This is a genomic window from Arthrobacter nitrophenolicus, assembly GCF_000332815.1.
GTDB lineage: Bacteria > Actinomycetota > Actinomycetes > Actinomycetales > Micrococcaceae > Arthrobacter > Arthrobacter nitrophenolicus.
In genome coordinates, this window is record NZ_AOFD01000026.1 from 25557 (window position 1) to 50577 (window position 25021).

Here is a 25021-nt window from a genome sequence, read left to right on the forward strand (position 1 = left end):
GGAGGGGCGGGCTGTTCGCCGGAGGTGGAAGCGGGCGGAAGCATACCCGGGGGTTTGAGAGAATAGCTTCATGCAATCTCTGGGCAGCTCCAAGTCATCCGCAAAACCCGCCAGGGGCGGCTTCTCCATGTTCCGCATCAGCGGTCCCGGGCTGATGGTCCTGGTGACGGCCTTCGTTGTGGCCGTCATCTTCGCAGCCAACCAGAACGACGTGGTGGGCTGGGTTGTTGCCGTGATCGCCCTCTTCTGGCTGCTGCTGGCCTGCTTCGTGGTGTTCAGCATCCAGAAGGCCGCCAAGAAGGCCGGAGCCAAGTTGACCGAAGCCCAGAATGCCTTCACCGGCCGCGGCGCCTACGCCCCGGCCGACCAGGGCGGAACGCGTGTTGTTGCCGAGCGCAGCGAAGCGGACGAGGTCCGCGACCTGAAACTGGACCACTCGTTTAAGATCGTGCAGGTGCAGGTGCGCGTGGTGAACGATGAACGCGCCAAGGGAGCTGCTGCCAACCAGGACACCATCATGCGCGCCTTGGAAACCATCGAGATTACCGCCACCAACGCACGTGACATGATCAAGTCCTCGGGGGGCAGCGGGGACCCGGTCACCGGCACCATCATCGACTAGAGTGGAGCGGGTGAGCTCGGCATTGAAGAAGGACCACCTTCGCATCGCATCCGTAAACGTGAACGGCCTCCGGGCTGCCTACAAGAACGGTATGGCGGCGTGGCTGGAGCCGCGCGAGGTGGACATTCTTTGCCTCCAGGAGGTCCGCGCCCCGGACGCCATCGTGCGGCAGCTGCTGGGCGATGGCTGGCACATCCTGCATGCCGAGGCGGAAGCCAAGGGCCGGGCAGGGGTGGCCATCGCCTCACGCGAAGAGCCCCTGGCCACCCGGAACGGCATCGGTGACGACTACTTCGCGACCGCCGGGCGCTGGGTGGAAGCCGATTTCCGGCTGACCGACGCTGCCGGTGAGCGCGTGCAACTGACCGTTGCCAGCGCCTACGTGCACTCGGGCGAGGCGGGCACGCCCAAGCAGGACGACAAGTACCGCTTCCTTGACGCCATGTGCACCCGCCTGCCGGAACTGACCAAGCACAGCGACCATGCCTTGGTGGTGGGGGACCTGAACGTGGCCCACACGCCTTTGGACATCCGGAACTGGAAGGGCAATCTCAAGAAGGCCGGCTTCCTCCCGGAGGAACGCGCCTACTTTGACCGGTTCTTCGGCGAGGACATCGGCTGGCACGACGTCCACCGCACCATGGCTGGCGAGATGGACGGGCCCTACACCTGGTGGTCCTGGCGCGGCAAGGCGTTTGACAACGACGCAGGCTGGCGCATCGACTACCACATGGCGACGCCCGCGCTGGCAGCCTCGGCGGTCTCCGCGTCGTGGACCGCGCTGCCTCCTATGACACCCGCTTCTCCGACCACGCACCCCTTGTAGTGGACTACCAGCTCTAAACCCGCAGCTCCCAGCCCCGAAAGTTTCCTCCCCATGACTAGCCAGACTTCCCCGGCCGCCAAGAAGCGCATCCTCTCCGGTGCCAAGCCCACTGCGGACTCGCTGCACCTCGGCAACTACATCGGTGCCGTCCGCAACTGGGTGGACATGCAGGCGGAGTACGACGCCGTCTTTTTCATCCCCGACCTGCACGCCATCACGGTCGACTTCGATCCCACGGACCTGGCCAGGCGCACCCGGATTGTTGCCGCGCAGTACATCGCTGCCGGCATCGACCCGGACAAGAGCATCTTCTTCGTCCAGTCCCACGTGCCGGAGCACGCGCAGCTGGCTTGGGCCCTGAACTGCATCACGGGTTTTGGTGAGGCCTCCCGGATGACGCAGTTCAAGGACAAGACCCAGAAGTCCGGTGCGGACGCCGCCACGCTGGGGCTGTTCGCGTACCCCACCCTGATGGCAGCGGACATCCTGCTCTACCAGACGGACCTGGTCCCGGTGGGGGAGGACCAGCGCCAGCACCTGGAGCTGACCCGCAACCTGGCCCAGCGCTTCAACACACGGTTCGGGGCAACGTTCACCGTTCCGGAGGCGACGATCGTCAAGGAAAGTGCAAAGATCTACGATCTCCAGAACCCCAGTGCCAAGATGTCCAAGACCGGCGAGTCGCCCAACGGGGCCATTCAGCTGCTGGAGGACCCCAAGATCGCGGCCAAGCGCATCAAGTCCGCAGTGACGGACGCCGGCACCGAGATCAGGTTCGACCGCGAGGAGAAACCCGGCGTTTCCAACCTGCTGACCATCTACTCCTCGCTCACCGGCAAATCCATCGCCGAACTGGAGGCGGAGTACCAAGGCAAGATGTACGGCCATCTGAAAGTTGACCTCGCCGACGTGGTGGTCGAGTTCGTCACCCCGCTGCGCGACCGCACCAACGAGCTGATGTCCGACCCGGCAGAGCTGGACCGGCTGCTGGCCCTCGGCGCCGAACGCGCCCGTGAAATTGCCTCGGTCACCCTTGGCCAGGTGTATGAGCGCATGGGCTTCCTGCCCTCCCTGAGCCTCGCGGGAGTCCGCTAGCGCCATGGCATCCAGCGTAGGCGTCATCCTGGGGTTCCCTCCTGACATTGCGGAGGAGCTGCAGCGCTGGCGGGCGTCCTTCGGTGACCCGCTGGCGGACGTTGTGCCTGCCCACATTACGCTGGTGACCACCACGCCCACGCACGACTGGGACGCCACGTGTGAGCATGTCCGCGAGGTGGCGCGCCGGCAGAGCCCGTTCATGGTGACGATCGCCGGCACCGGGACGTTCCGTCCCGTTTCCCCGGTGGTCTTCATCAACGTGGAGGAAGGGTTCGAGGACTGCGTTGAGCTGCACGAGAAACTCCAGCAGGGCCCGCTCCAGCGGGAGCTGCCTTTCGCCTACCACCCTCACGTCACCATCGCCCACGACGTCGCCCCGGAAAGCCTTGATGAGGCCGAAACGGCGCTGAAAAACTACAGGGCCACCTTTCCCGTGGTTAGCATGGGTCTGTACGAGCACGATGCAGACGGCATTTGGCAGCTACGGGAAGAGCTGGACTTTGGGACCGAAACTGACAACCACGCCGGCACCAGATTCGCGGAAGCCGCCGCGGAAGCAGCACCCAAAGCAGGCGGAGCAGCAGCCTCTTCCCACTGAACGTGCCCAGCTGAAGCTTGCCGTCATCCAGAAACGGATTGACTGGGGTAAGGCCCGCAGGTCCGGCGGCGGCCCGATCTCCGCGCTGATGGCCATGTTCCAGTGGATCCTGGCCCGGCTCAACGCTTTCCGGCCGATGCGCGCCTTCCGGCACTACACCCTCCAGCGCGGCCCGCTGATGAGCGCCGGCATCGGCTTCAACATGTTCTTCTCCATCACAGGCCTCCTCACCACCGGCTTCTCCGTCGCCGGCCTGGTCCTGCGCGGCCAGCCGGCCCTGCTGGACACCATCATCAGCAGTGTGGCATCGAGCGCACCCGGGCTCCTGAAGCTCAACGGCGGCGCCGGGCTGGTGGACCCGCAGGACCTGTTGAATCCGGACGGGCTGGGCTGGACAGCGTCATTGGCTCGCTGGTCACCGTGGTCACCTCGCTGCGCTGGATTTCCGGGATCCGGGAGGGGCTCCGCGGGGTCCTTCAGCTGCCCCCGCTCACGGTCAACCCCGTCCTCCTGAAGCTTCGCGATGCCGGAACGCTGCTGCTCCTGGGTGTTGCCCTGGTGATCAGCGCCGGGGCGTCGCTGGTGTTCGGAGCAGCTGCCGGATGGGTCTCGGACTTCCTGCGGCTTGATGACGCGCTGGCGGGTCCGCTGGCCACCTCCGTCAAGATCACCGTTCCCCTGGTCCTGGGCTGGGCCACCGCCTTCATCATGTACAAGTTCGCTGCGAGCCTTAAACTGTCCCGCCGGGCACTGCTGGAGGGCACCGTCCTGGCGGCCCTCGGCACCGGCCTGCTTCAGATCTTCAGCACCGAACTGCTCGCCGGCGCCAGCCGCAACCCCATCCTTGCGCCGTTCGCCATCATCATCGGCCTCCTGATCTGGTTCAACCTGGTGAGCCAGGTGTACCTGATCTCAGCGGGCTGGGCTGCCATCCGGGAGGCGGACCAGCACCTGAATGCGGCGCCCGGCAAGAAGATCCTGGGCGCCCGCAGGGCGACCCCGAAAACCTGACGCAGCTTTTACTCCGGCAACGCCATAACCCTTGACCACGGCCGGAGGGGCTTGATACGTTTCACGAAACCGCTTTCTCACGAGGAAGAAGCTTGCCCAATGACGCGTACCTGCCCCGTACCCTCCTCAAGTCAGTCGCAATGCTTTCCGCGGCAGGCATGCTGGCCCTGACTGCCGGCTGCTCCAGCCCCTCGTCCAGCGGCGGTGGAGATGGTCCCGTCGAAATCCGTTTCTCATGGTGGGGCAACGCCGCCCGGGCAGAGATAACCAATAAGGCCATAGCAGAGTTTGAGGCGGCGCACCCCGATATCAAGGTGAAGCCGGAGTACGGGGACATCAGCGGCTACTTTGACAAGCTGGCAACCCAGGTGGCGGCCAATGACGCCCCGGACGTGATCACCATGGGCGGCGCCTACCCGGCGGAATACGCCAACCGCGGGGCCCTGCTGGATCTTTCAGAGGTCAGTTCTTCATTGGACCTGTCCGGGATGGACCAGGGAGCGCTGGAAAACGGCCAGGTCCAAGGCAAGCAATATGGTGTTTCCACCGGCGCAAACGCGCTTGCAATCGTCGCGAACCCGGCGGTTTTCGAAGCCGCTGGTGTGCCCCTGCCGGACGACAGCAGCTGGAGTTGGCAGGACTTCGCCAGGATCGCCGCAGACATCACGGCAGGAAGTCCCAAGGGAACCTACGGTACAGCTACGGTCATGACCCATGATTCCCTCGACGCTTTCGCCCGCCAGAACGGTGAATCGCTGTACACGCAGGACGGCCAACTCGGCCTCAGTCAGGACACGGTCCGGAAATACTTTGACTACTCACTGGAACTGAGTGAATCGGGGGCTGCCCCGAACGCCTCTGAAACCGTGGAGAAGCTCAGCGTCAGCACCGAGCAGACCCTGATGGGTACCGGGCAGGCCGGCATGATGCTCACCTGGAGCAACTCGCTGACCGCCCTCAGCAAAGCTTCCGGGGCCGAACTGAAACTGCTCAGGCTTCCCGGCGAGACGCCCACGCCGGGAATCTGGCTCCAGTCCTCGCAGTTCTACACCATCTCGGCACGCAGCAAGCACACCGAAGCTGCGGCAAAGCTGGTGAGCTTCCTCGTGAACAATGAGTCGGCTGCCAAAATCATCCAAAGCGACCGCGGCGTCCCGAGCAACTCCGACATGCGGACCGCGGTCCAGGACCTGCTCACGCCGGCAGGGGAAGGCGGAGGCAGCTACATCGACCAGATCGGCACGATGGACTTCGCCCCCACCTTCATTGGCCCCACGGGTTCCACGGCCGTCTCCGAGATTACTGCCCGGATCAACACCGACGTCCTGTCCAAGCGGCTGACGCCGGAGCAGGCGGCCGCCCAGTGGATGAGTGAAAGCAAGGCTGCGATCGGCCGGTGACCCTGCCGGCGGGCCATGGCGTAAGCGCTAGGAGATGTTCCCGGCGTCGAGGTACTGGTCCGCCCACGCAGCGATAATCCGTGCTGCGCGTGCCGCCTGTCCCTTTCCCGTCAGCAGATGGTCACTGCCCTCGAGCGAGACAAAATTGCGCGGGTGGCGGGCCGTCTGGAAGATGGTGCTGGCATTCTCGATTCCCACGGTGTTGTCCGTGGGGGAGTGGAGCACCATCAGCGGCTTGTGCAGCTGCCGGATGCAGTCGGTGAGGTCGGCCCTCTCCAGGTCCTCCACGAAGTGCTTGCGGATCTCCACCCGCTTGCCGCCGAGGTCCACCTCGGCGCTGCCCTCACTCAGGATCTTGTCCAGCGCAGCGTCAAAGACATGGGCCACGTGCTTGGGCGAGAAGGGGGCGCCTACGGTTGCGACGGCGTCGAGCTCCGGAATTTCCCGGGCCGCGGCGAGCACTGCGGCGCCGCCGAAGGAGTGGCCCACCAGCAGGGAAATCGCCTTTCCCTCGCTCCGCATGAACTCGGCAGCCTTGACCGTGTCCGCCACCTTGTGGCTGAACGAACCCGCGGACCACTCCCCGGCGGAACCGCCAAGGCCCAGGTTGTCGAAGCGCAGCATGCCTACACCGCTGTCCGCCAGGGCCTTGCACATCCGGGAGGCCGACGGTGCGTCCTTGCCCAGGGTGAAGCCATGCGAGAAGACGCCCCAGCCCTTGACGGGGCCATCGGGCACATCGATGATGCCGGAGAGGATCTCTCCCGTGGAGCCGGCGAACGAGACTTTTTCCGTGCGGGACACCGCGTCCCCTTTCTGTCGTTGATACGACGACGGCGCCGCTCACCGTACGTTTCCGTACAAGGTGGGCGACGCCGTCGTCCGCTTGATCCCTGGTCAGATCTTGCGGGAAAGAATTGCCTGCTTGACCTCGGCGATCGCCTGGGTCACCTGGATGCCACGGGGGCACGCCTCCGAGCAGTTGAAGGTGGTGCGGCAGCGCCACACGCCTTCCTTGTCGTTGAGGATCTCCAGGCGCATGTCACCGGCATCATCGCGCGAATCGAAAATGAAGCGGTGTGCGTTGACGATGGCCGCGGGGCCGAAGTACTGGCCGTCAGTCCAGAACACCGGGCAGGAGGACGTGCACGCGGCGCACAGGATGCACTTGGTGGTGTCATCGAACCGCTCGCGGTCCTCGGCGGACTGCAGGCGCTCCCGGTGGGCTCGTGGCCCTTGTTGATGAGGAACGGCATGACCTCGCGGTAGGACTGGAAGAACGGCTCCATGTCCACGATGAGGTCCTTCTCCACCGGCAGGCCCTTGATGGGTTCCACGGTGATGGGCTTGGACGTGTCCAGGTCCTTCAGCAGGGTCTTGCAGGCCAGGCGGTTGCGGCCGTTGATGCGCATGGCGTCGGAGCCGCACACGCCGTGGGCGCAGGAGCGGCGGAATGACAGGCTGCCGTCCATCTCCCACTTGACCTTGTGCAGGGCATCTAGCACGCGGTCCGTGCCGTACATGGTGAGGTGGAAGTCGTCCCAGGTTGCCTCTTCGGAGACCTCCGGGTTGTACCGGCGGACGCGCATGTGCACATCGAACGTGGGGATTTCGCCGCCACCGCCGACGCCGGCAGGCAGTTCAATCTTTGAGGCTGGCTCAGCGATTTCAGCGGTCATCTTAGTACTTCCTCACCATCGGCTCGTAGCGGGTAAAGACAACCGGCTTGGTGGCGAGGCGGATGCCGGCAATTGACTCTGCCGATCCGTCAGCCGGCGCGTGGTCGTCCTTGTACGCCATGGAGTGCTTCATAAATTTCTCGTCGTCGCGGTCCGGGAAGTCCTCGCGGAAGTGTCCGCCGCGGGATTCCTCGCGGTGCAGGGCGGCCACGGTCATGACCTTCGCCAGTTCCAGCAGGAAGCCCAGCTCTACGGCTTCCAGCAGGTCCAGGTTGAAGCGCTTGCCCTTGTCCTGGACGTTGATGCGCTTGTACCGCTCCTCGAAGGAGGCGATGTCGCGCAGGACCTGGTTCAGCGTGTCTGCCGTACGGAACACCTGCATGTTCGCGTCCATGGTGTCCTGCAGCTCCTTGCGGATCTGGGCCACCTTCTCATCACCGTTGCCGTTGCGGGCAATGTCCAGCAGTTCGGTGGTGTACGCCACCGGGTTCTCCGGAAGCTCAACGAACTGGGCGGTCTTGGCGTATTCGGCGGCGGCGATGCCGGCCCGCTTGCCGAACACGTTAATGTCCAGCAGCGAGTTGGTGCCCAGGCGGTTGGAGCCGTGCACGGACACGCAGGCCACCTCACCGGCGGCGAACAGGCCGGGGACCACGGTGTCGTTGTCCTGCAGGACTTCGGTCTCGATGTTCGTCGGAATGCCGCCCATGGCGTAGTGCGCCGTGGGGAACACCGGAACGGGCTCGGTGTAGGCTCGACGCCAAGGTAGGTGCGGGCGAACTCCGTGATATCCGGAAGCTTCGCGTCGATGTGGGCCGGCTCCAGGTGGGTCAGGTCCAGGAGAACGTAGTCCTTGTTCGGGCCACAGCCGCGGCCTTCACGGACTTCGTTGGCCATGGACCGGGCCACGATGTCACGGGGCGCCAGGTCCTTGATGGTGGGGGCGTAGCGCTCCATGAAGCGCTCACCCTCGGAGTTACGCAGGATGGCACCTTCACCGCGGGCAGCCTCGGAGAGGAGGATGCCCAGGCCGGCCAGGCCGGTCGGGTGGAACTGGAAGAACTCCATGTCCTCCAGCGGAATGCCGCGGCGGAAGGCGATGCCCATGCCGTCACCGGTGAGGGTGTGGGCGTTCGAGGTGGTCTTGAAGACCTTGCCGGCGCCGCCGGAGGCGAACACCACGGACTTGGCCTGGAAGACGTGCAGTTCACCCGAGGCGAGGTCGTAGGAGACGACGCCCGCCACGCGCTTCTGCTTGTACGGGGTGCCGTCCTCGCGGACCGCGTCCTCTTCGACCGTCAGGAGGTCCAGGACGTAGTACTCGTTGTAGAACTCCACGTTGTGCTTGACGCAGTTTTGGTACAGCGTCTGCAGGATCATGTGGCCGGTGCGGTCCGCGGCGTAGCAGGCGCGGCGGACAGGCGCCTTGCCGTGGTCGCGGGTGTGGCCGCCGAAGCGGCGCTGGTCGATCCGGCCTTCGGGCGTGCGGTTGAACGGCAGGCCCATCTTTTCCAGGTCAAGCACGGCGTCGATGGCTTCCTTGGCCATGACCTCGGCGGCGTCCTGGTCAACCAGGTAGTCGCCGCCCTTGACGGTGTCGAACGTGTGCCATTCCCAGTTGTCTTCCTCGACATTGGCAAGGGCTGCACACATGCCACCCTGGGCCGCACCAGTGTGCGAGCGGGTGGGGTAGAGCTTGGTCAGTACTGCTGTGCGCGCACGCTGACCTGATTCGATCGCGGCGCGCATGCCAGCGCCACCGGCACCGACGATGACGACGTCGTACTTATGGACCTGCATACCAGATGCTCTTTCTCTCAAAATTCGCTATGGAACAACGGGGCGGCGTTGCCTGCTCCGCAAAACAGGGCCCGCGGAAAAGCCCGCGGGCCCGGGGTGGTGCCGGTGCTAGGCAGGGCAGAAGCCGCCCGGCAGGGGAACGCCGTCCACGACGGGGCACGGATCGAAGGTGAAGATCACCAGGGTGCCCAGGACGATGATGACCACGGTGGCGGAGTACAGGACCGTCTTCAGCCAGCGGCGGGTGGTGTCCTTCTCTGCGTAGTCATTGATGATGGTGCGCACGCCATTGGTGCCGTGCAGCATGGCCAGCCACAGCATGGCCAGGTCCCAGAACTGCCAGAACGGATCCGCCCACTTGCCGGCCACGAAGCCGAAGTCGATGGCCTTGATGCCTTCGCCCACCAGGAGGTTCACGAAAAGGTGCCCGAAAATGAGGACCACCAGCACCACGCCGGAGAGGCGCATGAACAGCCAGGCGATCATTTCGAAGTTGCCGCGGCTGCCGCCGTTGCGGCGGTACTGGGGGGCGATCCGCCCGCTGCGGGGGCTCTCGATGGTTGCAGACATGGCTTAGTGGCTCCCGAGGGCGAGGGACAGGTGGCGGATGGAGAAGGCGACCATGGTCACGACCCACAGGCCCAGGACTGCCCACAGCATCTGCCGCTGGTACTTGGCGCCCTTCTTCCAGAAGTCGACCGCGATAATCCGCAGGCCGTTAAAAGCGTGGAACACGATGGCAGCGACAAGGCCGGTTTCGCCCAGGGCCATCAAGGGGTTCTTGTATGCACCGATCACGGCGGTGTAAGCCTCGGGAGACACACGCACCAAGGAGGTGTCCAAAACGTGGACCAACAAGAAGAAAAAGATCACTACACCGGTAATACGGTGTCCTACCCAGGACCACATGCCTTCACGGCCGCGGTACAAGGTGCCAGCTGGTTTTGTCGGCACTGATAAACCTCCCTGCAACACAGCGGCGCTGGCATGAGATCCACGCGGGGGGAACGCCTGCTGCGAGAGCACTCGTAGCTCAGGCCTAAATCTAGGCTCAGCTAACAGCTTATTCAATTTAGGAACGCCTTGGTGCCCTGTAGTGGCGCGGATTTCCGAAAATTATGAGACAAACACCACACTGCCCGACCCCTTGTTGGCCACACTGTGTCAGCGCTGCGGTGCGCGCCGGAGGCTCCAGCAGCCCGTCAGCTAAAGTAGGCGGTGATGAGTACAGACAAAGTGACAAGCCCGGCATCACCCCTTGACCGCTTCATCGCGGTGATCCCGGCCGGCGGAGTGGGGACCCGCCTCTGGCCCCTGTCACGAGCCGCAGCTCCCAAATTCCTCCACGACCTCACGGGTTCGGGCAGTACGCTGCTGCGCGCCACCTATGACCGGCTGCACCCGCTGGCCGGAAACCGGATGCTGGTTGTTACCGGCAAGGCGCACCGCGATGCGGTGTGCCGCCAGCTTCCCGAGGTCACGGACTCCGACCTGGTACTCGAGTCCGAGCCCAAGGATTCGGCGGCAGCCATCGGGCTTGCCGCGGCCATCCTGCACGAGCGCGATCCCGGAACCATCATGGGGTCCTTCGCCGCCGACCAGGTGATCAGCCCGGACGACCTTTTCCAGGCGGCCGTCCGCGAAGCCATCCACACCGCCGCCGCCGGCAAGATCGTGACCATCGGCATCAAGCCACGCACCCGTCCACCGGATTCGGGTACATCCGTTCAGGCCAGGACCTCCACATCGAGGGCGCACCCAGCGCACAGGATGTTGTGGAGTTCGTTGAAAAGCCGGACGAAGTGGTGGCCCAGCAGTACGTGGACAGCGGCAACTATGTGTGGAATGCCGGCATGTTCGTTGCGCCGGTTGCGCTGCTGCTCAAGCACCTCGAAGCCAACCAGCCGGAACTGTTCAAGGGCCTGCAGGAAATCGCGCGTGCCTGGGACACCCCCGACCGGGACGAGGTCACGTCCCGCATCTGGCCCACGTTGCCGAAAATCGCCATCGACTACGCCGTGGCAGAGCCCGCCGCCGAGGCCGGGGACGTCGCCGTTGTGCCCGGAACCTTCCGCTGGGACGACGTCGGTGACTTCGCTTCCGTGGGCCGGCTCAACTCGGCCAAGGAAGTGGATGACGTGACAGTCCTCGGTGAAGGCGCGCGTGTCTTCACCGAGAACTCCAGCGGCGTGGTAGTCACGGATACCAAGCGCGTGATCGCCCTGATCGGCATCGAGGACGTGGTCATCGTGGACACCCCCGATGCCTTGCTGGTCACCACTATGGCCAACTCGCAGCGGGTCAAGGCAGCCGTTGACGCACTCAAGGCCAGCGGCGACACGGACGTCCTGTAACCCAAAATTCGCCTGCAGTTCCAGCCGTCACGGTTGCCCGGGATGTAACGCGGTAACCGTGATGGCCTGTATTGCGTCCATCCTCGCTAGAGTGATGAAGTGCGTAATTACACTACTGAAGCCGAGCCCACCGCCCTGGTGTCGCCCTGGCTCGAGCCGCTCCTGCCGGAACTGATCGAATTCCGCCGGGACCTGCACGCGCACCCCGAACTCTCCTTCAAGGAGTACCGGACCACGGACAAACTGGCCGAACGGCTCGAGGAGGCCGGCCTGAAACCCCGCCGCCTTGAGGGCACCGGGCTTACGGTGGACGTCGGCGAAGGCCCCATCGCAACCGCCCTGCGCGGTGACATCGACGCCCTGCCCATCATCGAGGAAACGGGCCTGCCGTTCGCGTCGAAGAACCACGGCGTCACCCACGCCTGCGGCCACGACGTTCATACCGCCACCATGCTGGGCATCGCCTGGTGCTGCACCGCATGCACCAGGAGACGCCCCTGGGCGGGACCGTCCGGATCATCTTCCAGCCTGCCGAGGAGACCATGCCGGGCGGCGCCCACGCCTGCATCGAGCAGGGCGTCCTGGAGGGCGTGCCCCGCATCATGGCGCTGCACTGCGATCCGCGCATCGAAGTAGGCAAGATCGGAACGCGCATCGGGGCCATCACCTCGGCATCGGACACCATCCGGATCGAGCTTTCCGGCCGGGGTGGGCACACCTCCCGGCCGCACCTGACAGAAGAGCTGGTTTTCGCCCTGGCCCAGATCGCGGTCAACGTTCCCGCGGTCCTGTCCCGCAGGGTGGACGTCCGCAGCGGCGTCTCGGTCGTCTGGGGCCAGATTGCCGCCGGTTCCGCGCCGAACGCGATCCCCGGTACCGGCTACATGGCGGGAACCATGCGCTGCCTGGACCGCGACGCCTGGCACGAGGCCGGCGAGCTGCTGGACGAGGTTGTCCACCAGGTGGCGGCGCCCTACGGCGTGGATGTCAGGCTTGAACACACGCGGGGTGTGCCGCCGGTGGTGAACTCCGAACATGAAACCGCGATCATCGAGCAGCCGCCCGCGCGGAAATCGGCGAGAGTGCCGTGGTGCTGACCCCCCAGTCCATGGGCGGGGAGGATTTTGCCTGGTTCCTCGCCGAGCTTCCCGGCGCCATGATGCGCCTGGGCACCAAGACTCCCGGGGGCGAGGAATACGACCTGCACCGCGGTGACTACATCGTGGACGAGCGGGCGCTGGGCCTGGGCATCCGGGTCCTCACCGCGGCTGCCCTGCGCACCATCCGCGACCTCTAAACGCTTGCAGGAAAAGGCCCGACGCCGGCACGTGCTGAAGTGCCGGCGTCGGGCCTTTCCATGCCCCGGCCAGGCACCCACGCCCGAGTAAGTTGTGCACAATTTAGTTGTCCGATATTGTTCTTGGTATGAGTGAAGCCCCCCGCCTGGACCGCCAGGTCTGTTTTGCGCTCTATTCGGCCTCCCGCGCAGCAACCGCGGTGTACCGTCCCGTCCTTGAAGACCTGGGCCTGACCTACCCGCAGTACCTGGCAATGCTGGTGCTCTGGGAGAACGAGCCGCGGGGCGTGAAGGAACTGGGCGATGAACTGGGCCTGGACTCCGGAACTTTGTCGCCGCTGCTGAAGCGGCTTGAGGCCCTTGGCCTGGTTGAGCGGCGCCGGTCCGGCGAGGATGAGCGCAGGGTGGCTGTCCACCTCACTCCAGCGGGGAGGAGCCTGAGCGCAAAGGCGTCATCCATTCCGCAACGGCTCGCCGACGCCGCAGGCCTCTCTGCCGCAGAGCTGGAGCAGCTGCGCGAAACCCTGGGCAAACTCACCGCCGCCTCCATGCTGCGCTCTGACCGCTTTGCCTCCGGAACCACCCCATGAGTATTGATCCCGACAGAACGGATATTTTCATGAAGCCCCTCTACACAGCAGTTGCCGTCGCCTCCGGTGACGGCCGCGACGGCACCGCCCGTACCCGTGACGGCAGGCTGGACGTTTCCCTCGCCAGCCCGGTTGAACTCGGCGGCACCGGCGACGGCACCAATCCCGAGCAACTCTTTGCCGCGGGGTATGCCGCCTGCTTCCACTCCGCACTCCGCCTGGTGGCACGCCAGGAGCGCGCCGACCTGACGGATTCCGCCGTTGCTGCCAAGGTCCACCTTGGCAAACTTGACGGCGAAGGCTTCGGCCTGGCCGCCGAACTGGAGGTCGCCCTGCCCGCACTGGACCGGAAGACAGCCGAGGCCCTGGTTGCCAGGGCGCATGAGATCTGCCCCTACTCCAACGCCACCCGCGGCAACATCAGCGTGGACATCAAGGTCCTGGAGTACGCGGCATGAGCGCCGCCACCCTTCCGGCCGCCACCCGCGAAATCCGGCTGGCATCGCGCCCGGTGGGCCGTCCCACCGCAGAAAACTTCCGGCTCGCAGAGTCGCCGTTGCCTGCACTGGGCGACGGGCAGGTCATGGTGAAGAACCTCTTCATCTCCGTTGATCCCTATATGCGCGGCCGCATGAACGACGTCAAGTCGTACTCGCCGCCCTTTGAGCTGGATGAAGCGCTCGACGGCGGTGCGGTGGGCGAGGTGATTGCGTCCCGTTCCGCGGCACTCAAGGAGGGGGACGTCGTCGTGCATTCGCTGGGCTGGCGGGAATACGCCGTCCTTGACGCGGAAGCCGTGAAGCCAGCCCGCACGGACCTGGCGCCGGCTCCGGCCTTCCTGGGTGCCCTCGGCATGACTGGCCTTACCGCCTACGCCGGGCTGCTCAAGGTCGCCGAATTCAAGCCCGGTGACGCCGTGTTCGTCTCCGGCGCGGCAGGGGCCGTCGGCTCACTGGTGGGCCAGATCGCCAAGGCCATGGGTGCTTCCCGGGTCATCGGATCGGCGGGTTCGCCGGCCAAGGTGGCCAGGCTCCTTGATCTTGGCTTCGACGCCGCCTTCGACTACCACGACGGTCCCGTGCGGGACCAGCTTGAACAGGCGGCGGGCAGCGCCGGCATCGACGTCTACTTCGACAACGTGGGCGGAGAGCACCTTGAAGCTGCCCTGTCCGTGCTGAATATCGGGGGACGGGTGGCCATGTGCGGCGCCATAGCGCAGTACAACGCCACGGAGCCCTCGCCGGCCCCGCGCAACCTTGCGCTGGCCATCGGAAAGCAGCTCACCCTGCGCGGCTTCCTGGTGGGCGGCCAGCGGCAGCATTCGGCAGAGTTCGCAGGCAAGATGGCAGGCTGGCTGGCCGACGGCACCGTCCGCTACGACGAGACCATCGTGGACGGGCTGGAGAACGCCCCGCAGGCATTCATGGACCTGCTGGACGGTGCCAACACAGGCAAGATGCTGGTCAGGCTCTAGCCCTTTCGCCCGCTCCGACTGTGGGGGGTGCCGCCCGAATGCGGCACCCCTACTGGTTGGTAACAACTTGTAAACAATCTCCGGGAAGTTGCCCCGCCGTGCTATTGGACGTGGCGCAGGCCACTAAAGTGGGTGCCATCAGTGCGCTCCGGCGCAGTGCTGCGAGCCCTCAGTGAAAACAGAATTTCAGTGCAGAAACGGACACTCATTGAATTCGAGCCGTAGCGCCACTCTCTTCATCCTGGAGGAATCTTGATGTCATCACTGCGTGCACACCTCAAGCGCGGTTCCGTTGCCGGCCTTGCCACGGTGGGCGCCACAGCGCTCGTGCTGGCCGGCTGCGGTGCGCCTCCCGAAGCCGGCAGCGGCCCGACGGCCGGCGCCAGCGACTACACGGGCTGCATCGTCTCCGACTCGGGCGGGTTCGACGACCAGTCCTTCAACCAGTCCTCCTACGAGGGGCTGAAGAAGGCCGAGGCGGACCTGGGAATCAAGGTCAACCAGGTGGAGTCCAAGACCAACAACGACTTCGAGCCGAACCTTCGGGCCATGGTGACCGCGGGCTGTGACCTCACGCTGACCATCGGCTTCCTGCTCGGCGACGCCACCAAGAAGCAGGCCGAGGCCAACCCGGACAGCCACTTCGCCATCGTCGACTACAGCTACAACCCGCCGATCAGCAACGTCAAGCCGATCATCTATGACACCGCGCAGGCCGCGTTCCTGGCAGGCTACCTTGCCGCCGGTACCACCAAGACCGGAACCGTGGCAACGTTCGGCGGCATCAAGCTTCCCACCGTGACCATCTTCATGGACGGCTACGCCGACGGTATCAAGTACTACAACGAACAGAAGGGCAAGGACGTCAAGCTCCTTGGCTGGAACAAGGAAGCCCAGGACGGCAGCTTCACCGGTGACTTCGAAAAGCAGGATGTCGGCAAGCAGCTCACCCAGAACTTCCTGGACCAGGGCGCAGACATCGTGATGCCCGTTGCCGGCCCGGTGGGCAAGGGTGCCGGGTCCGCCCTCAAGGAAGCCAAGGCTGCCGGCAAGGACGTCAAGCTGATCTGGGTCGACTCCGACGGCTACCTCACCGCCCCTGACTACAAGGACATCATGCTGTCCTCGGTCATGAAGACCATGGGTGAAGCCGTGGAGGCCGTGGTGAAGGATGACACGGAAGGCAAGTTCAGCAACGAGCCTTACGTCGGCACCCTCGCCAACGAAGGCGTCCAGCTGGCACCCTTCCACGATCTCGATTCCCAGGTTCCGGCGGACCTGAAGGCCGAGCTGGAGCAGATCGAGAAGGACATCATTGACGGAAAGCTGAAGGTGGAATCCGCGGCCAGCCCCAAGGCCTGATTCCTGCCTGAGCGCCACCGCCCGGCCCGTTACCGACAGGCCGGGCGGTGGCGCTTTTTGCTGGCCGCATTTCGGGCCCGCCGCCCGCTCATCCTCCGGCTGCACCCACTAGGCTGGTGCTGCAGCCTCATATCCCGTCCGGTGGACCACCGGACGCTTCGAGATTGGTCAGAGTTTTGAAACTTGAACTCAGAGGGATCACTAAGAGATTTGGCACGCTGCTGGCCAACGACCACATAGACGTGGTGGTTGAGCCCGGACAAATCCACTGCCTGCTTGGCGAAAACGGGGCAGGCAAATCAACCCTGATGAATGTGCTGTACGGGCTGTATGAGCCCACCGACGGGGAAATCCTCATCGACGACAAACCCGTATCCTTCCGCGGACCGGGCGACGCCATGGCCGCCGGGATCGGCATGGTGCACCAGCATTTCATGCTGGTCCCTGTTTTCACGGTGGCCGAGAACGTCGCGCTGGGCGCCGAGCCCACCAAGGCCGCGGGCTTCCTGAACCTCGACGAAACACGCCGCCGGATCAAGGAGATCTCGGACCAGTACGGGTTCGACGTCGACCCCGACGCCCTGGTGGAGGACCTTCCGGTGGGCGTCCAGCAGCGCGTGGAGATCATCAAAGCACTGGTCAGGAATGCAAAGGTCCTGATCCTGGACGAACCCACGGCCGTCCTGACGCCGCAGGAGACGGACGAACTCCTGGACATCATGCGCCAGCTGAAATCCGGCGGCACCTCGATTGTCTTCATCTCCCACAAGCTGCGGGAGGTCAAAGCCGTGTCGGACACCATCACCGTGATCCGGCGCGGCAAGGTGGTGGGTTCGGCCGATCCGTCCGCCGCCACCTCGGAACTCGCCTCCATGATGGTGGGGCGGGCCGTGAGCCTTAACCTGGACAAGGCGCCGGCGAAGCCCCAGGAGAAGACGTTCGTGGTGCGCGACCTGACCGTGATCGCACCGAACGGCCAGCACGTGGTGGACGGACTCAGCTTCGACATCGCCCGGGGCGAAATCCTGGCCATCGCCGGGGTGCAGGGCAACGGCCAGACCGAGCTGACCGAAGCCATCCTGGGACTGCAGGACCGGGTCTCCGGATCGGTCACCCTCGACGGCAAGGAACTCCTGGGCCGCCCGGTCAAGGAGGTCCTCAAAGCGGGCGTCGGCTTCGTACCCGAAGACCGCAAAGTGGACGGCCTGGTGGGCACCTTCTCCGTGGCTGAAAACCTGGTCCTGGACCTGTACGACAAGCCGCCGTTCGCCAGGGGCATCAGCATGAGCCCGGCCAGGATCCTCGAAAACGCCAAGGCACGGATCGGCGAGTTCGACGTCCGCACCCCCTCGGCGGCCGCGGCCGCCGGGACCCTGTCCGGCGGCAACCAGCAGAAGGTGGTGATGGCGCGGGAGCTTTCGCGTCCCCTGCGGCTGTTCATCGCCTCCCAGCCCACCCGCGGCGTGGATGTGGGCTCCATCGAATTCCTGCACCGCCGTATTGTCGCCGAGCGCGACCAGGGCACTCCCGTCATGATCATCTCCACCGAACTGGACGAGGTGATGGAGTTGGCGGACCGGATCGCCGTCCTCTACAAGGGCAAGCTGGTGGGCGTCGTCCCCGCCGGCACCAGCCGCGAAACCCTGGGCCTGATGATGGCCGGGATCCCGCCGGAGGAGCACGCGCATGCACCGCAGGCCGGGCCCGCCGCCGCCACAACCACCGCTTCCACTCCAGACGTTGAGGGAGACGACCATGTCTGACAACCAACCTGCCAAGCACGCGGCCGGGGACGGGCATGGCAGCACGCCTTCCGGCAAGCCCCACCACAAGGCCAGCCAGGCGGAAGAGGACACCGCCGCCGTCGTCTCCGTTGACACCGCCGGCGGTGCCATGGAGCCCTCCGCCGTACCCGCCACCGCCCAAAGCGGACAACTTCCGGGCGGCCCGGACACAGTGCTCCGCAGGATCTTCACCGGCAGCGGTATGGTCTCGCTCCTGGCGGTGCTGCTGGCCCTCATCATCGGCGGCCTCCTGATCGCCAGCACTGACGCGCGGGTTGCCACCACCTCCACCTACTTCTTCGCCCGGCCCACTGACTTCCTCTCCGCGCTCTGGGACGCAGCCACCCGCTCCTACGTGGCCCTCTTCCAGGGCTCGGTCTTCAATCCCCGCGGGAACAGCGTGGCCGCCCAGTTCGCGCCCTTCATGGAAACGCTCACCATCGCCACGCCGCTCATCACGGCCGGACTGGGCGTGGCCCTGGCGTTCCGCGCAGGCCTCTTCAACATCGGCGCCCAGGGCCAGATCATTGTGGCCGGCATCCTCGCCGCGTGGGTGGGCTTCGCGCTGCACCTGCCGTTCGGCCTGCACCTGCTCCTGGTCCTGGTGGCAGGCATCGTGGGCGGCGCCCTGTGGGGCGGACTGGTGGGCGTGCTCAAGGCACGAACCGGCGCCCACGAGGTCATCCTGACCATCATGTTCAACTACATCGCACTGTATTTCCTGCGGTACCTGCTGAACACGCCGGCGTTCCAGCGCCCGGGGGAGTCCAACCCCATTTCCCCCATCCTGGATCCCACTGCCGTCTATCCGCAGATCTTCGGCACCCAATACCGGCTCCACCTGGGCTTCATCCTGGCCATCGGCGCCACCTTCCTGGTGTGGTGGCTGCTGAACCGGTCCACCATCGGCTTTGAATTCCGGGCCGTGGGCGCCAACCCCAAGGCGGCCCAGACCGCGGGCATCAACGTTTCCCGCTCCACCATCCTGGTGATGGCCATGGCCGGCGCACTGGCCGGAATGTCCGGCGTCGCGCAGGTGGCGGGAACCGAGAAGGTGCTCACCGACGGCGTTGCCGCCACGTACGGCTTCGACGCCATCACCGTCGCGCTGCTGGGACGTTCGACGCCGTGGGGCACCTTTGCGGCCGGCCTGCTGTTCGGCGCCTTCCGCGCCGGGGCAGTCCAGATGCAGATCCAGACCGGCACCCCCATCGACATCGTCCTGGTGGTGCAGTCCCTGATTGTCCTGTTCATTGCGGCGCCGCCGCTGGTCCGCGCGGTCTTCGGACTGAACCCGCGGCGGAAGAAGCCTGCCCGTCCGGCAAAGTCCCGGCAGGCAGCCACTACCGGAGGTGCAGCATGAGCACAACAGTTTCGTCCCCCCGCCCGGGAACACCGCAGCCTGCCGGAACCGACGCCGGTGCCGCCGCCCTTTCCGCCAAGCCGGTGGGCTGGAAGACGCCCGTCCTGCTGGCAGCCTTCGGGCTGGTGGCCCTGGTCTTCTTCGGATTCCTGGCCCCCAACCAGACGGCAAGCTTCGGCATCTCCACGGGCGAGGACTTCTTCCAGCTTCCTGCCCTCGCGGTGAACGCGTTCGCCGGCGGCATGGTGCTTTCCGTGCTGATGCTGGGGCTGGCCGGCTACGCGGTCTACCTCAAGACCAAAGACAGGCCCGCGCCGGGCTGGCTGCCGGTGACCTTCATCGTCCTGTTCGTTGCAGCATTCCTCATCTGGGTTGTGGGCGGTGCCCGCACCCCCAGCATTTCGCTGGCCGGGCTGATCGCCGGCTCGGTCACCCTGGCCGTTCCGCTCGTGTTCGGCTCGCTTTCGGGCGTCCTCTGTGAACGGGTGGGCGTGGTCAACATCGCCATCGAGGGCCAGCTGCTCGGCGGAGCATTCACGGCGGCCATTGTGGCCAGCATGACGCAGAATCCGTTCATCGGGCTCCTGGCCGCCGCGGTCGCAGGTGCGTTGGTGTCCATGGTGCTGGCACTGTTCAGCATCAAGTACCTGGTCAACCAGATCATCGTCGGCGTCGTCCTCAACGTGCTCGTCTCCGGCGTCACCGGCTTCCTGTTCAGCACTGTCATGCAGGAGGACAGCGAACGGTTCAATTCGCCGCCCGGGCTGGAGGCCATCGAGATTCCGGTCCTCTCCAGCATTCCGGTGATCGGCCCCATCCTGTTCCGGCAGTCCCTGGTGGGCTACCTGATGTACATTGCCGTGCTGGTGGTCTGGGTGGGCCTGTTCAAGACCCGGTGGGGCCTGCGGGTCCGGGCTGTGGGGGAACACCCGCAGGCCGCGGACACCCTCGGCATCAACGTGAACGCCACCCGCTTCTGGAACGTCACCCTGGGCGGCGCCGTCGCGGGGATCGGCGGTTCGTTCTTCACTCTGGTGGCCATCGACAGCTTCACCAAGGAGATCTCCGGCGGCCGCGGCTTCATCGCCCTCGCCGCCTGATCTTCGGCCGGTGGAACCCGATCGGGGCGTTCTTCGCGGCGCTCCTGTTCGGGTTCGCGGACAACCTGCAGAGCATCGTCACCATCATCGGAACCCCGGTCCCCAGCCAGTTCATGGCCATGCTGCCGTACCTGGTTACCGTCCTCGCCGTCGCCGGCCTGGTGGGCAAGTCCAGGGGACCGGCAGCCAGCGGCATACCCTACGTCAAGGGATGACCGGCGTGGACCAGGCAACCACAGTGGACTGGCAGGCGCTGGAAGCCGCCGCCGTCGCCGCCATGCGCAACGCCTACGCCCCCTATTCCGGGTTTCCGGTGGGGGCAGCGGCCCTCGCCGGTGACGGGCGGATCGTCAGCGGCTGCAACGTGGAGAACGCCAGCTTCGGGCTGACCCTCTGCGCCGAGTGCGTCCTGGTAGGCAACCTGCAGATGACCGGCGGCGGACTGCTGCGCGCGTTCTACTGCGTGGACGGCAGCGGCAACATCCTGATGCCCTGCGGCCGCTGCCGGCAGCTGCTCTACGAGTTCCGCGCCCCGGACATGGAGCTCATGACCACCCGGGGCATCAAGACCATGGACCAGGTACTGCCCGACGCCTTCGGTCCCGAACACCTGGAGGAAACCGGTGACTGACAGCAAAGCCGAAGCATTCGACGCCGTCGACATCATCCGCACCAAGCGGGACAAGGGCACCCTGAGTCCGGAACAGATTGACTGGACCATCGATGCCTACACCCGGGGCGCCATCGCCGACGAGCAGATGGCCGCGCTGAACATGGCCATCCTGCTGAACGGCATGAACCGGACGGAGATTGCCCGCTGGACGGCGGCCATGATCGCCTCCGGCGAGACCATGGACTTCTCCGGCCTTCGGCGGCCCGACGGCGGCCTGAAATACACCTCGGACAAGCACTCCACCGGCGGCGTGGGGGACAAGATCACCCTGCCCCTGGCCCCGCTGGTTGCGGTGTTCGGGGTGGCAGTGCCCCAGCTGTCCGGCCGCGGCCTCGGCCACACCGGCGGGACGCTGGACAAGCTGGAGTCCATCCCTGGCTGGCGTGCTTCCCTCAGCAACGAGGAAATGATGGCACAGCTGCAGGACGTCGGGGCGGTCATCTGCGCCGCCGGTGCCGGCCTGGCACCGGCGGACAAGAAGCTGTACGCGCTGCGCGACGTCACCGGCACCGTGGAAGCCATCCCCCTGATCGCCTCGTCCATCATGAGCAAGAAGATCGCCGAGGGCACCGGCTCCCTGGTCCTGGACGTGAAGGTGGGCAGCGGCGCGTTCATGAAGGACGAAGCCTCGGCCCGCGAGCTGGCCGAAACCATGGTGGCGCTGGGCAAGGACGCAGGGGTCAACACGGTTGCCCTGCTCACCAACATGGACACCCCGCTGGGCCTCACGGCCGGAAACGCCATCGAGGTGGAGGAATCCGTGGAGGTCCTGGCAGGGGGCGGCCCGGAGGACGTGGTGGAGCTGACGGTCCGGCTCGCGGAGGAGATGCTCGCCGCCGCAGGGGTGCACGGCGCCGACCCGGCGGCCGCGCTCAAGGACGGCCGCGCCATGGACGTGTGGAACCGGATGATCCAGGCGCAGGGCGGGGATCCCCGGGCGAAGCTGCCGGCGGCGCGGGAGTCCGAAACGGTGTACGCCCCGGCTGACGGGGTCCTCGTACAGCTGGACGCCCTGGCCGTGGGCATTGCCGCCTGGCGCCTGGGAGCAGGACGCGCCCGCAAGGAGGACGCGGTGCAGGCCGGCGCCGGCGTCAGGATGCACGCGAAGCCCGGCGCGGTGGTCCGGGCCGGGGAACCGCTGATGACCCTGCTCACCGACACCCCGGAGAAATTCGCGCGGGCCAAGGAGGCCCTGGAACACGCTGTTGTGATCGCCCCGGAAGGATCAAGGCCGGCGCAGCGGCTGATCCTGGACCGCATAGCATAGGGGATCATGCAAGCCATCAATGACTTCATCCTCGCCGCAGCCGGGCAGCCCTGGGTGCTTTTCCTGGTGCTGGCATGCTGCGTCATTGACGGCTTCTTCCCGCCCATTCCCAGCGAGTCCGTAGTGGTGGGGCTGTCCGCCGTGGCCGCCACGGCGGACGTCCCCAACCCCTGGCTCCTGATGCTCGTAGCGGCGCTGGGTGCCTTCTCGGGGGACAACATCGCCTACCTCATCGGACGCCGCGTAGGCACCACCCGCTGGTCCTGGATGCGGCGTCCACGCATGCAAAGCGCCTTCCGCTGGGCCGGCGGGGAACTGCGGAAACGCCCGGCCTCACTCATCCTCGTTGCACGGTTCGTGCCCATCGGCCGCGTCGCGGTGAACCTGACGGCAGGCGCCACCCAGTACCACCACCTCCGCTTCATCGCCCTCACAACCCTCTCGGCCGTGCTCTGGGCGGTGTACTCGGTGGGAATAGGGCTGTTCTTCGGCCAGTGGTTCGAGGAGAACCACCTGCTGGGAGCCGTCATCGCCATCGTCTGCGCCGTGGCGCTCGGCATTGTGGTGGACGTGGTGATCAACCGCCTCCGGCGGCAGACACCGGTGGTCGAACGGATGCGGGAACCCGAAGCGTAGGTGAACCGTTGTGCAACAAAGTCAAGTCATAGCGAATCCCGTCCCGCCATGGGACACTTAGGAACGATTTCCGCTACGGCAGCGTCGCTATAGCTGCGTCATCATTGTCTAGGAGCAAGACCGCGTGGAGTTTATTAATGAGGCCGTGCTCCATGCAGCGGGCCAGTGGTGGATCTACCCCGTCCTGCTCGTGTTTTTCTTCGTGGACGGCTTCGCCATGGTGGTCCCGAGCGAAACCCTCATCGTGGCCCTGGCAGCCTTCGCCCGGCACAGCGGCGAACCCAACCTCTGGATCCTTGGCACCACCGCGCTGGTCGGGGCCATCGCCGGGGACAACATGGCGTTCATGCTGGGACGCCGGATCGGGCTGGACCGGTGGAAATGGATGCGCCGGCCCAAGGTCAGGAAGGCCTTCAGCTGGGCGCGCTACGAGCTGGACAAGCGCGGTGCGGTCCTGATCTTCACGGCCCGCTACATCCCCTGGGGACGTGTCGCCGTCAACTACGTGGCGGGCAGCACCGGCTTCGGCCACCGCAGGTTCTTCCTCCTCGATGCCTTCGCCTGCATCACCTGGGTGGGCTACTCCATCGGAATCGGGCTGCTGGCCAGTTCCTTCCCCTGGCTGCACCACAACCCGCTGCTCAGCGCCGTCATCGCCGTCGTCTTCGCCATCATCCTCGGCATCCTGATCGACCACCTGCTCCGCTGGTGGCACAAGCACCTGGCCCGGAACGACGCTGAAGAGGTGGATGAATGGCTCGACGGCGGGCCCTCCGGCGCCCGCAACGGCCAGCCCGGGTCCAGCGTCCTTGCGCCGTCAGCCGACGGCGGCCCGGCAGCACCCTAGCCGCTGGCTTTGCGCCCCTGCCCACCCTAAGGTGGGAACGTGACTGAGCCTATTGTTGACGCTGCCCCTGCCATGGATTTTGACCTGAAGAACCTGCCCAAGGTTTCGCTTCACGACCATCTGGACGGAGGCCTCCGCCCGGCAACCATCATCGAACTGGCCGAGGCCGTGGGGCACACCCTGCCGTCCACCGATCCCGTGGCACTGGGCCAGTGGTTCCGGGAGTCGGCCGACTCCGGCTCCCTGGTCCGCTACCTGGAAACGTTCGACCACACCGTGGCGGTCATGCAGACCTCCGAGGGCCTGTACCGGGTGGCCAAGGAATTCGTCGAGGACCTGGCGGACGACGGCGTCGTCTACGGCGAAGTGCGGTGGGCGCCCGAACAGCACCTCCAGAAGGGCCTCACCCTGGATGAAGCCGTGGAAGCAGTCCAGGAAGGCCTCGAGGCCGGTGTTGAGTCGGTGGGGGAGAGCGGCCGTGAAATCCAGGTGGGCCAGCTGATTACGGCCATGCGCCATGCCGACCGCGGCCAGGAGATCGCCGAGCTCGCCGTCCGCCACCGCAACCGCGGCGCCGTGGGCTTCGACATCGCCGGCGCGGAAGACGGCTTCCTGCCGTCCCGCTTCAGGGACGCCTTCACCTACCTGGCCCAGCAGAACTTCCCCGCCACGGTCCACGCTGGTGAAGCTGCCGGACTGGAAAGCATCCAGTCGGCGCTCGTGGACGGCCGCGCGCTCCGCCTGGGCCACGGCGTGCGGATCGCCGAGGACATCATGGTGGAATTCGACGACGACGCCGAGGACACGATCGGCCTGGTCACCCTGGGCGACCTGTCGAGCTGGATCCGCGACCGCGGCATCGCCCTGGAAATCTGCCCTTCCTCCAACCTGCAGACCGGTGCGATCGAGCCGTTCGGCGAAAGCATCGAAAGCCACCCCCTGGACATGCTGTACCAGCTGGGCTTCAACGTCACCATCAACACCGACAACAGGCTGATGAGCGGCGTCACCCTGACGGACGAGTTCGAGCTGCTGGTGGAGACGTTCGACTACGACCTCGACGACCTGCTCGAGCTCACCCTGAACGCCGCCGAGGCTTCCTTCCTGCCCCTGGAGGAGAAGGAGGCGCTGGTGGAGTACATCAACGACGCCTACGCCAACCTTGGCTGAGCAGCAGGACAACAGCACCCCCGTGGGGGAGCTGTTGTCCGTGATTGCTGCGCTCCGCGAGCACTGCCCC

At 65.7% G+C, this 25021-nt stretch carries 19 protein-coding genes and 7 pseudogenes; 20 read left to right on the forward strand and 6 right to left on the reverse strand.

The genetic code is table 11. The annotated features are described in order from the left end of the window. The first annotated feature begins 70 nt into the window (after positions 1–70). The 6 genes and pseudogenes from G205_RS11005 (at position 71) to G205_RS11030 (ending at position 5555) form a co-directional block, all read left to right on the forward strand. Positions 71–622 (forward strand): hypothetical protein, encoded by a 552-nt coding sequence (locus G205_RS11005; RefSeq protein WP_009358019.1) that lies wholly within the window; start codon positions 71–73, stop codon positions 620–622. A 10-nt stretch (positions 623–632) separates the two neighbouring features. Then, a pseudogene (locus G205_RS11010) lies at positions 633–1465 on the forward strand (exodeoxyribonuclease III). Between the two features lie 34 nt (positions 1466–1499). After that, entirely contained in the window at positions 1500–2543 is a 1044-nt protein-coding gene (gene trpS / locus G205_RS11015) for a tryptophan--tRNA ligase (protein ID WP_009358021.1), read from the forward strand. Between the two features lie 4 nt (positions 2544–2547). Beyond that, entirely contained in the window at positions 2548–3144 is a 597-nt protein-coding gene (locus G205_RS11020; protein ID WP_009358022.1) for a 2'-5' RNA ligase family protein, read from the forward strand. 37 nt (positions 3145–3181) lie between these two features. After that, positions 3182–4155: pseudogene (locus G205_RS11025) on the forward strand (YihY/virulence factor BrkB family protein). Positions 4156–4295: 140 nt separating this feature from the next. Continuing rightward, positions 4296–5555 carry an ABC transporter substrate-binding protein gene (locus tag G205_RS11030; protein WP_052014105.1) on the forward strand — a complete coding sequence of 420 codons (1260 nt, stop codon included), beginning with the start codon at positions 4296–4298 and terminating at the stop codon, positions 5553–5555. Positions 5556–5582: 27 nt separating this feature from the next. On the opposite strand, the gene G205_RS11035 is transcribed toward G205_RS11030, so the two are convergent. From G205_RS11035 to sdhC, 6 genes and pseudogenes are all read right to left on the reverse strand, one after another. Then, positions 5583–6359 carry an alpha/beta hydrolase family protein gene (locus G205_RS11035; RefSeq protein WP_009358024.1) on the reverse strand — a complete coding sequence of 259 codons (777 nt, stop codon included), beginning with the start codon at positions 6357–6359 and terminating at the stop codon, positions 5583–5585. Between the two features lie 93 nt (positions 6360–6452). Then, a pseudogene (locus G205_RS11040) lies at positions 6453–7234 on the reverse strand (succinate dehydrogenase iron-sulfur subunit). Between the two features lies 1 nt (position 7235). Beyond that, complete coding sequence (locus tag G205_RS24035; protein WP_420874310.1) at positions 7236–7628, reverse strand: hypothetical protein; 393 nt, start codon at positions 7626–7628, stop codon at positions 7236–7238. 240 nt (positions 7629–7868) lie between these two features. Next, positions 7869–9034: pseudogene (locus G205_RS24040) on the reverse strand (FAD-binding protein); the annotation flags it as partial. 108 nt (positions 9035–9142) lie between these two features. Beyond that, positions 9143–9604, reverse strand: a complete 462-nt coding sequence (locus G205_RS11050; protein ID WP_009358025.1) for a succinate dehydrogenase hydrophobic membrane anchor subunit — start codon at positions 9602–9604, stop codon at positions 9143–9145. A gap of 3 nt (positions 9605–9607) precedes the next feature. Next, a complete protein-coding gene (sdhC, locus tag G205_RS11055) occupies positions 9608–9988 on the reverse strand; it encodes a succinate dehydrogenase, cytochrome b556 subunit (RefSeq protein ID WP_009358026.1) in 381 nt (126 codons plus the stop codon). Between the two features lie 267 nt (positions 9989–10255). Here sdhC and G205_RS11060 point away from each other — a divergent pair. The 14 genes and pseudogenes from G205_RS11060 to G205_RS11125 all read left to right on the forward strand — a co-directional run bounded on the left by G205_RS11060 (position 10256) and on the right by G205_RS11125 (position 24951). Continuing rightward, positions 10256–11388 (forward strand): annotated as a pseudogene (locus tag G205_RS11060) (mannose-1-phosphate guanylyltransferase). Positions 11389–11487: 99 nt separating this feature from the next. Beyond that, positions 11488–12685, forward strand: a pseudogene (locus G205_RS11065) (amidohydrolase). A 128-nt stretch (positions 12686–12813) separates the two neighbouring features. Further along, positions 12814–13275: a MarR family winged helix-turn-helix transcriptional regulator gene (locus G205_RS11070; protein ID WP_009358030.1), complete on the forward strand. Its 462-nt coding sequence runs from the start codon at positions 12814–12816 to the stop codon at positions 13273–13275. A gap of 29 nt (positions 13276–13304) precedes the next feature. Further along, positions 13305–13733 (forward strand): organic hydroperoxide resistance protein, encoded by a 429-nt coding sequence (locus tag G205_RS11075; protein WP_009358031.1) that lies wholly within the window; start codon positions 13305–13307, stop codon positions 13731–13733. Continuing rightward, the gene (locus G205_RS11080; RefSeq protein WP_009358032.1) at positions 13730–14749 is read left to right on the forward strand and encodes an NADP-dependent oxidoreductase; all 1020 of its coding nucleotides are present in this window, start codon (positions 13730–13732) and stop codon (positions 14747–14749) included. Before G205_RS11075 ends, G205_RS11080 begins: the two co-directional genes overlap by 4 nt. Before the next feature lie 255 nt (positions 14750–15004). After that, on the forward strand, positions 15005–16111 hold the full coding sequence (locus G205_RS11085; RefSeq protein WP_009358033.1) for a BMP family lipoprotein: 1107 nt from the start codon (positions 15005–15007) through the stop codon (positions 16109–16111). Positions 16112–16287: 176 nt separating this feature from the next. After that, on the forward strand, positions 16288–17874 hold the full coding sequence (locus tag G205_RS11090; RefSeq protein ID WP_035752778.1) for an ABC transporter ATP-binding protein: 1587 nt from the start codon (positions 16288–16290) through the stop codon (positions 17872–17874). Then, entirely contained in the window at positions 17867–19258 is a 1392-nt protein-coding gene (locus G205_RS11095) for an ABC transporter permease (RefSeq protein ID WP_009358035.1), read from the forward strand. The genes G205_RS11090 and G205_RS11095 overlap by 8 nt, the downstream gene beginning before the upstream one ends. Next, positions 19255–20573, forward strand: a pseudogene (locus G205_RS11100) (ABC transporter permease). The gene G205_RS11095 and the pseudogene G205_RS11100 overlap by 4 nt, the downstream one beginning before the upstream one ends. Then, positions 20570–20989: a cytidine deaminase gene (locus G205_RS11105; protein WP_035752781.1), complete on the forward strand. Its 420-nt coding sequence runs from the start codon at positions 20570–20572 to the stop codon at positions 20987–20989. Before G205_RS11100 ends, G205_RS11105 begins: the two are co-directional and overlap by 4 nt. Next, positions 20982–22298 (forward strand): thymidine phosphorylase, encoded by a 1317-nt coding sequence (locus tag G205_RS11110; RefSeq protein WP_009358037.1) that lies wholly within the window; start codon positions 20982–20984, stop codon positions 22296–22298. The genes G205_RS11105 and G205_RS11110 overlap by 8 nt, the downstream gene beginning before the upstream one ends. 6 nt (positions 22299–22304) lie before the next feature. Beyond that, complete coding sequence (locus G205_RS11115) at positions 22305–22934, forward strand: DedA family protein (RefSeq protein ID WP_009358038.1); 630 nt, start codon at positions 22305–22307, stop codon at positions 22932–22934. Between the two features lie 124 nt (positions 22935–23058). Then, positions 23059–23781 carry a DedA family protein gene (locus G205_RS11120; RefSeq protein WP_009358039.1) on the forward strand — a complete coding sequence of 241 codons (723 nt, stop codon included), beginning with the start codon at positions 23059–23061 and terminating at the stop codon, positions 23779–23781. A 39-nt stretch (positions 23782–23820) separates the two neighbouring features. Then, entirely contained in the window at positions 23821–24951 is a 1131-nt protein-coding gene (locus G205_RS11125) for an adenosine deaminase (protein WP_009358040.1), read from the forward strand. Positions 24952–25021 lie beyond the last annotated feature (70 nt).

Coding starts and splice junctions, on each gene's coding strand:
- G205_RS11005 (WP_009358019.1), top strand. CDS start 71: ATGCAATCTCTGGGCAGCTCCAAGTCATCCGCAAAACCCGCCAGGGGC.
- trpS (WP_009358021.1), top strand. CDS start 1,500: ATGACTAGCCAGACTTCCCCGGCCGCCAAGAAGCGCATCCTCTCCGGT.
- G205_RS11020 (WP_009358022.1), top strand. CDS start 2,548: ATGGCATCCAGCGTAGGCGTCATCCTGGGGTTCCCTCCTGACATTGCG.
- G205_RS11030 (WP_052014105.1), top strand. CDS start 4,296: ATGCTTTCCGCGGCAGGCATGCTGGCCCTGACTGCCGGCTGCTCCAGC.
- G205_RS24035 (WP_420874310.1), bottom strand. CDS start 7,628: ATGGACGCGAACATGCAGGTGTTCCGTACGGCAGACACGCTGAACCAG.
- G205_RS11050 (WP_009358025.1), bottom strand. CDS start 9,604: ATGTCTGCAACCATCGAGAGCCCCCGCAGCGGGCGGATCGCCCCCCAG.
- G205_RS11070 (WP_009358030.1), top strand. CDS start 12,814: ATGAGTGAAGCCCCCCGCCTGGACCGCCAGGTCTGTTTTGCGCTCTAT.
- G205_RS11075 (WP_009358031.1), top strand. CDS start 13,305: ATGAAGCCCCTCTACACAGCAGTTGCCGTCGCCTCCGGTGACGGCCGC.
- G205_RS11080 (WP_009358032.1), top strand. CDS start 13,730: ATGAGCGCCGCCACCCTTCCGGCCGCCACCCGCGAAATCCGGCTGGCA.
- G205_RS11085 (WP_009358033.1), top strand. CDS start 15,005: ATGTCATCACTGCGTGCACACCTCAAGCGCGGTTCCGTTGCCGGCCTT.
- G205_RS11095 (WP_009358035.1), top strand. CDS start 17,867: ATGTCTGACAACCAACCTGCCAAGCACGCGGCCGGGGACGGGCATGGC.
- G205_RS11105 (WP_035752781.1), top strand. CDS start 20,570: ATGACCGGCGTGGACCAGGCAACCACAGTGGACTGGCAGGCGCTGGAA.
- G205_RS11115 (WP_009358038.1), top strand. CDS start 22,305: ATGCAAGCCATCAATGACTTCATCCTCGCCGCAGCCGGGCAGCCCTGG.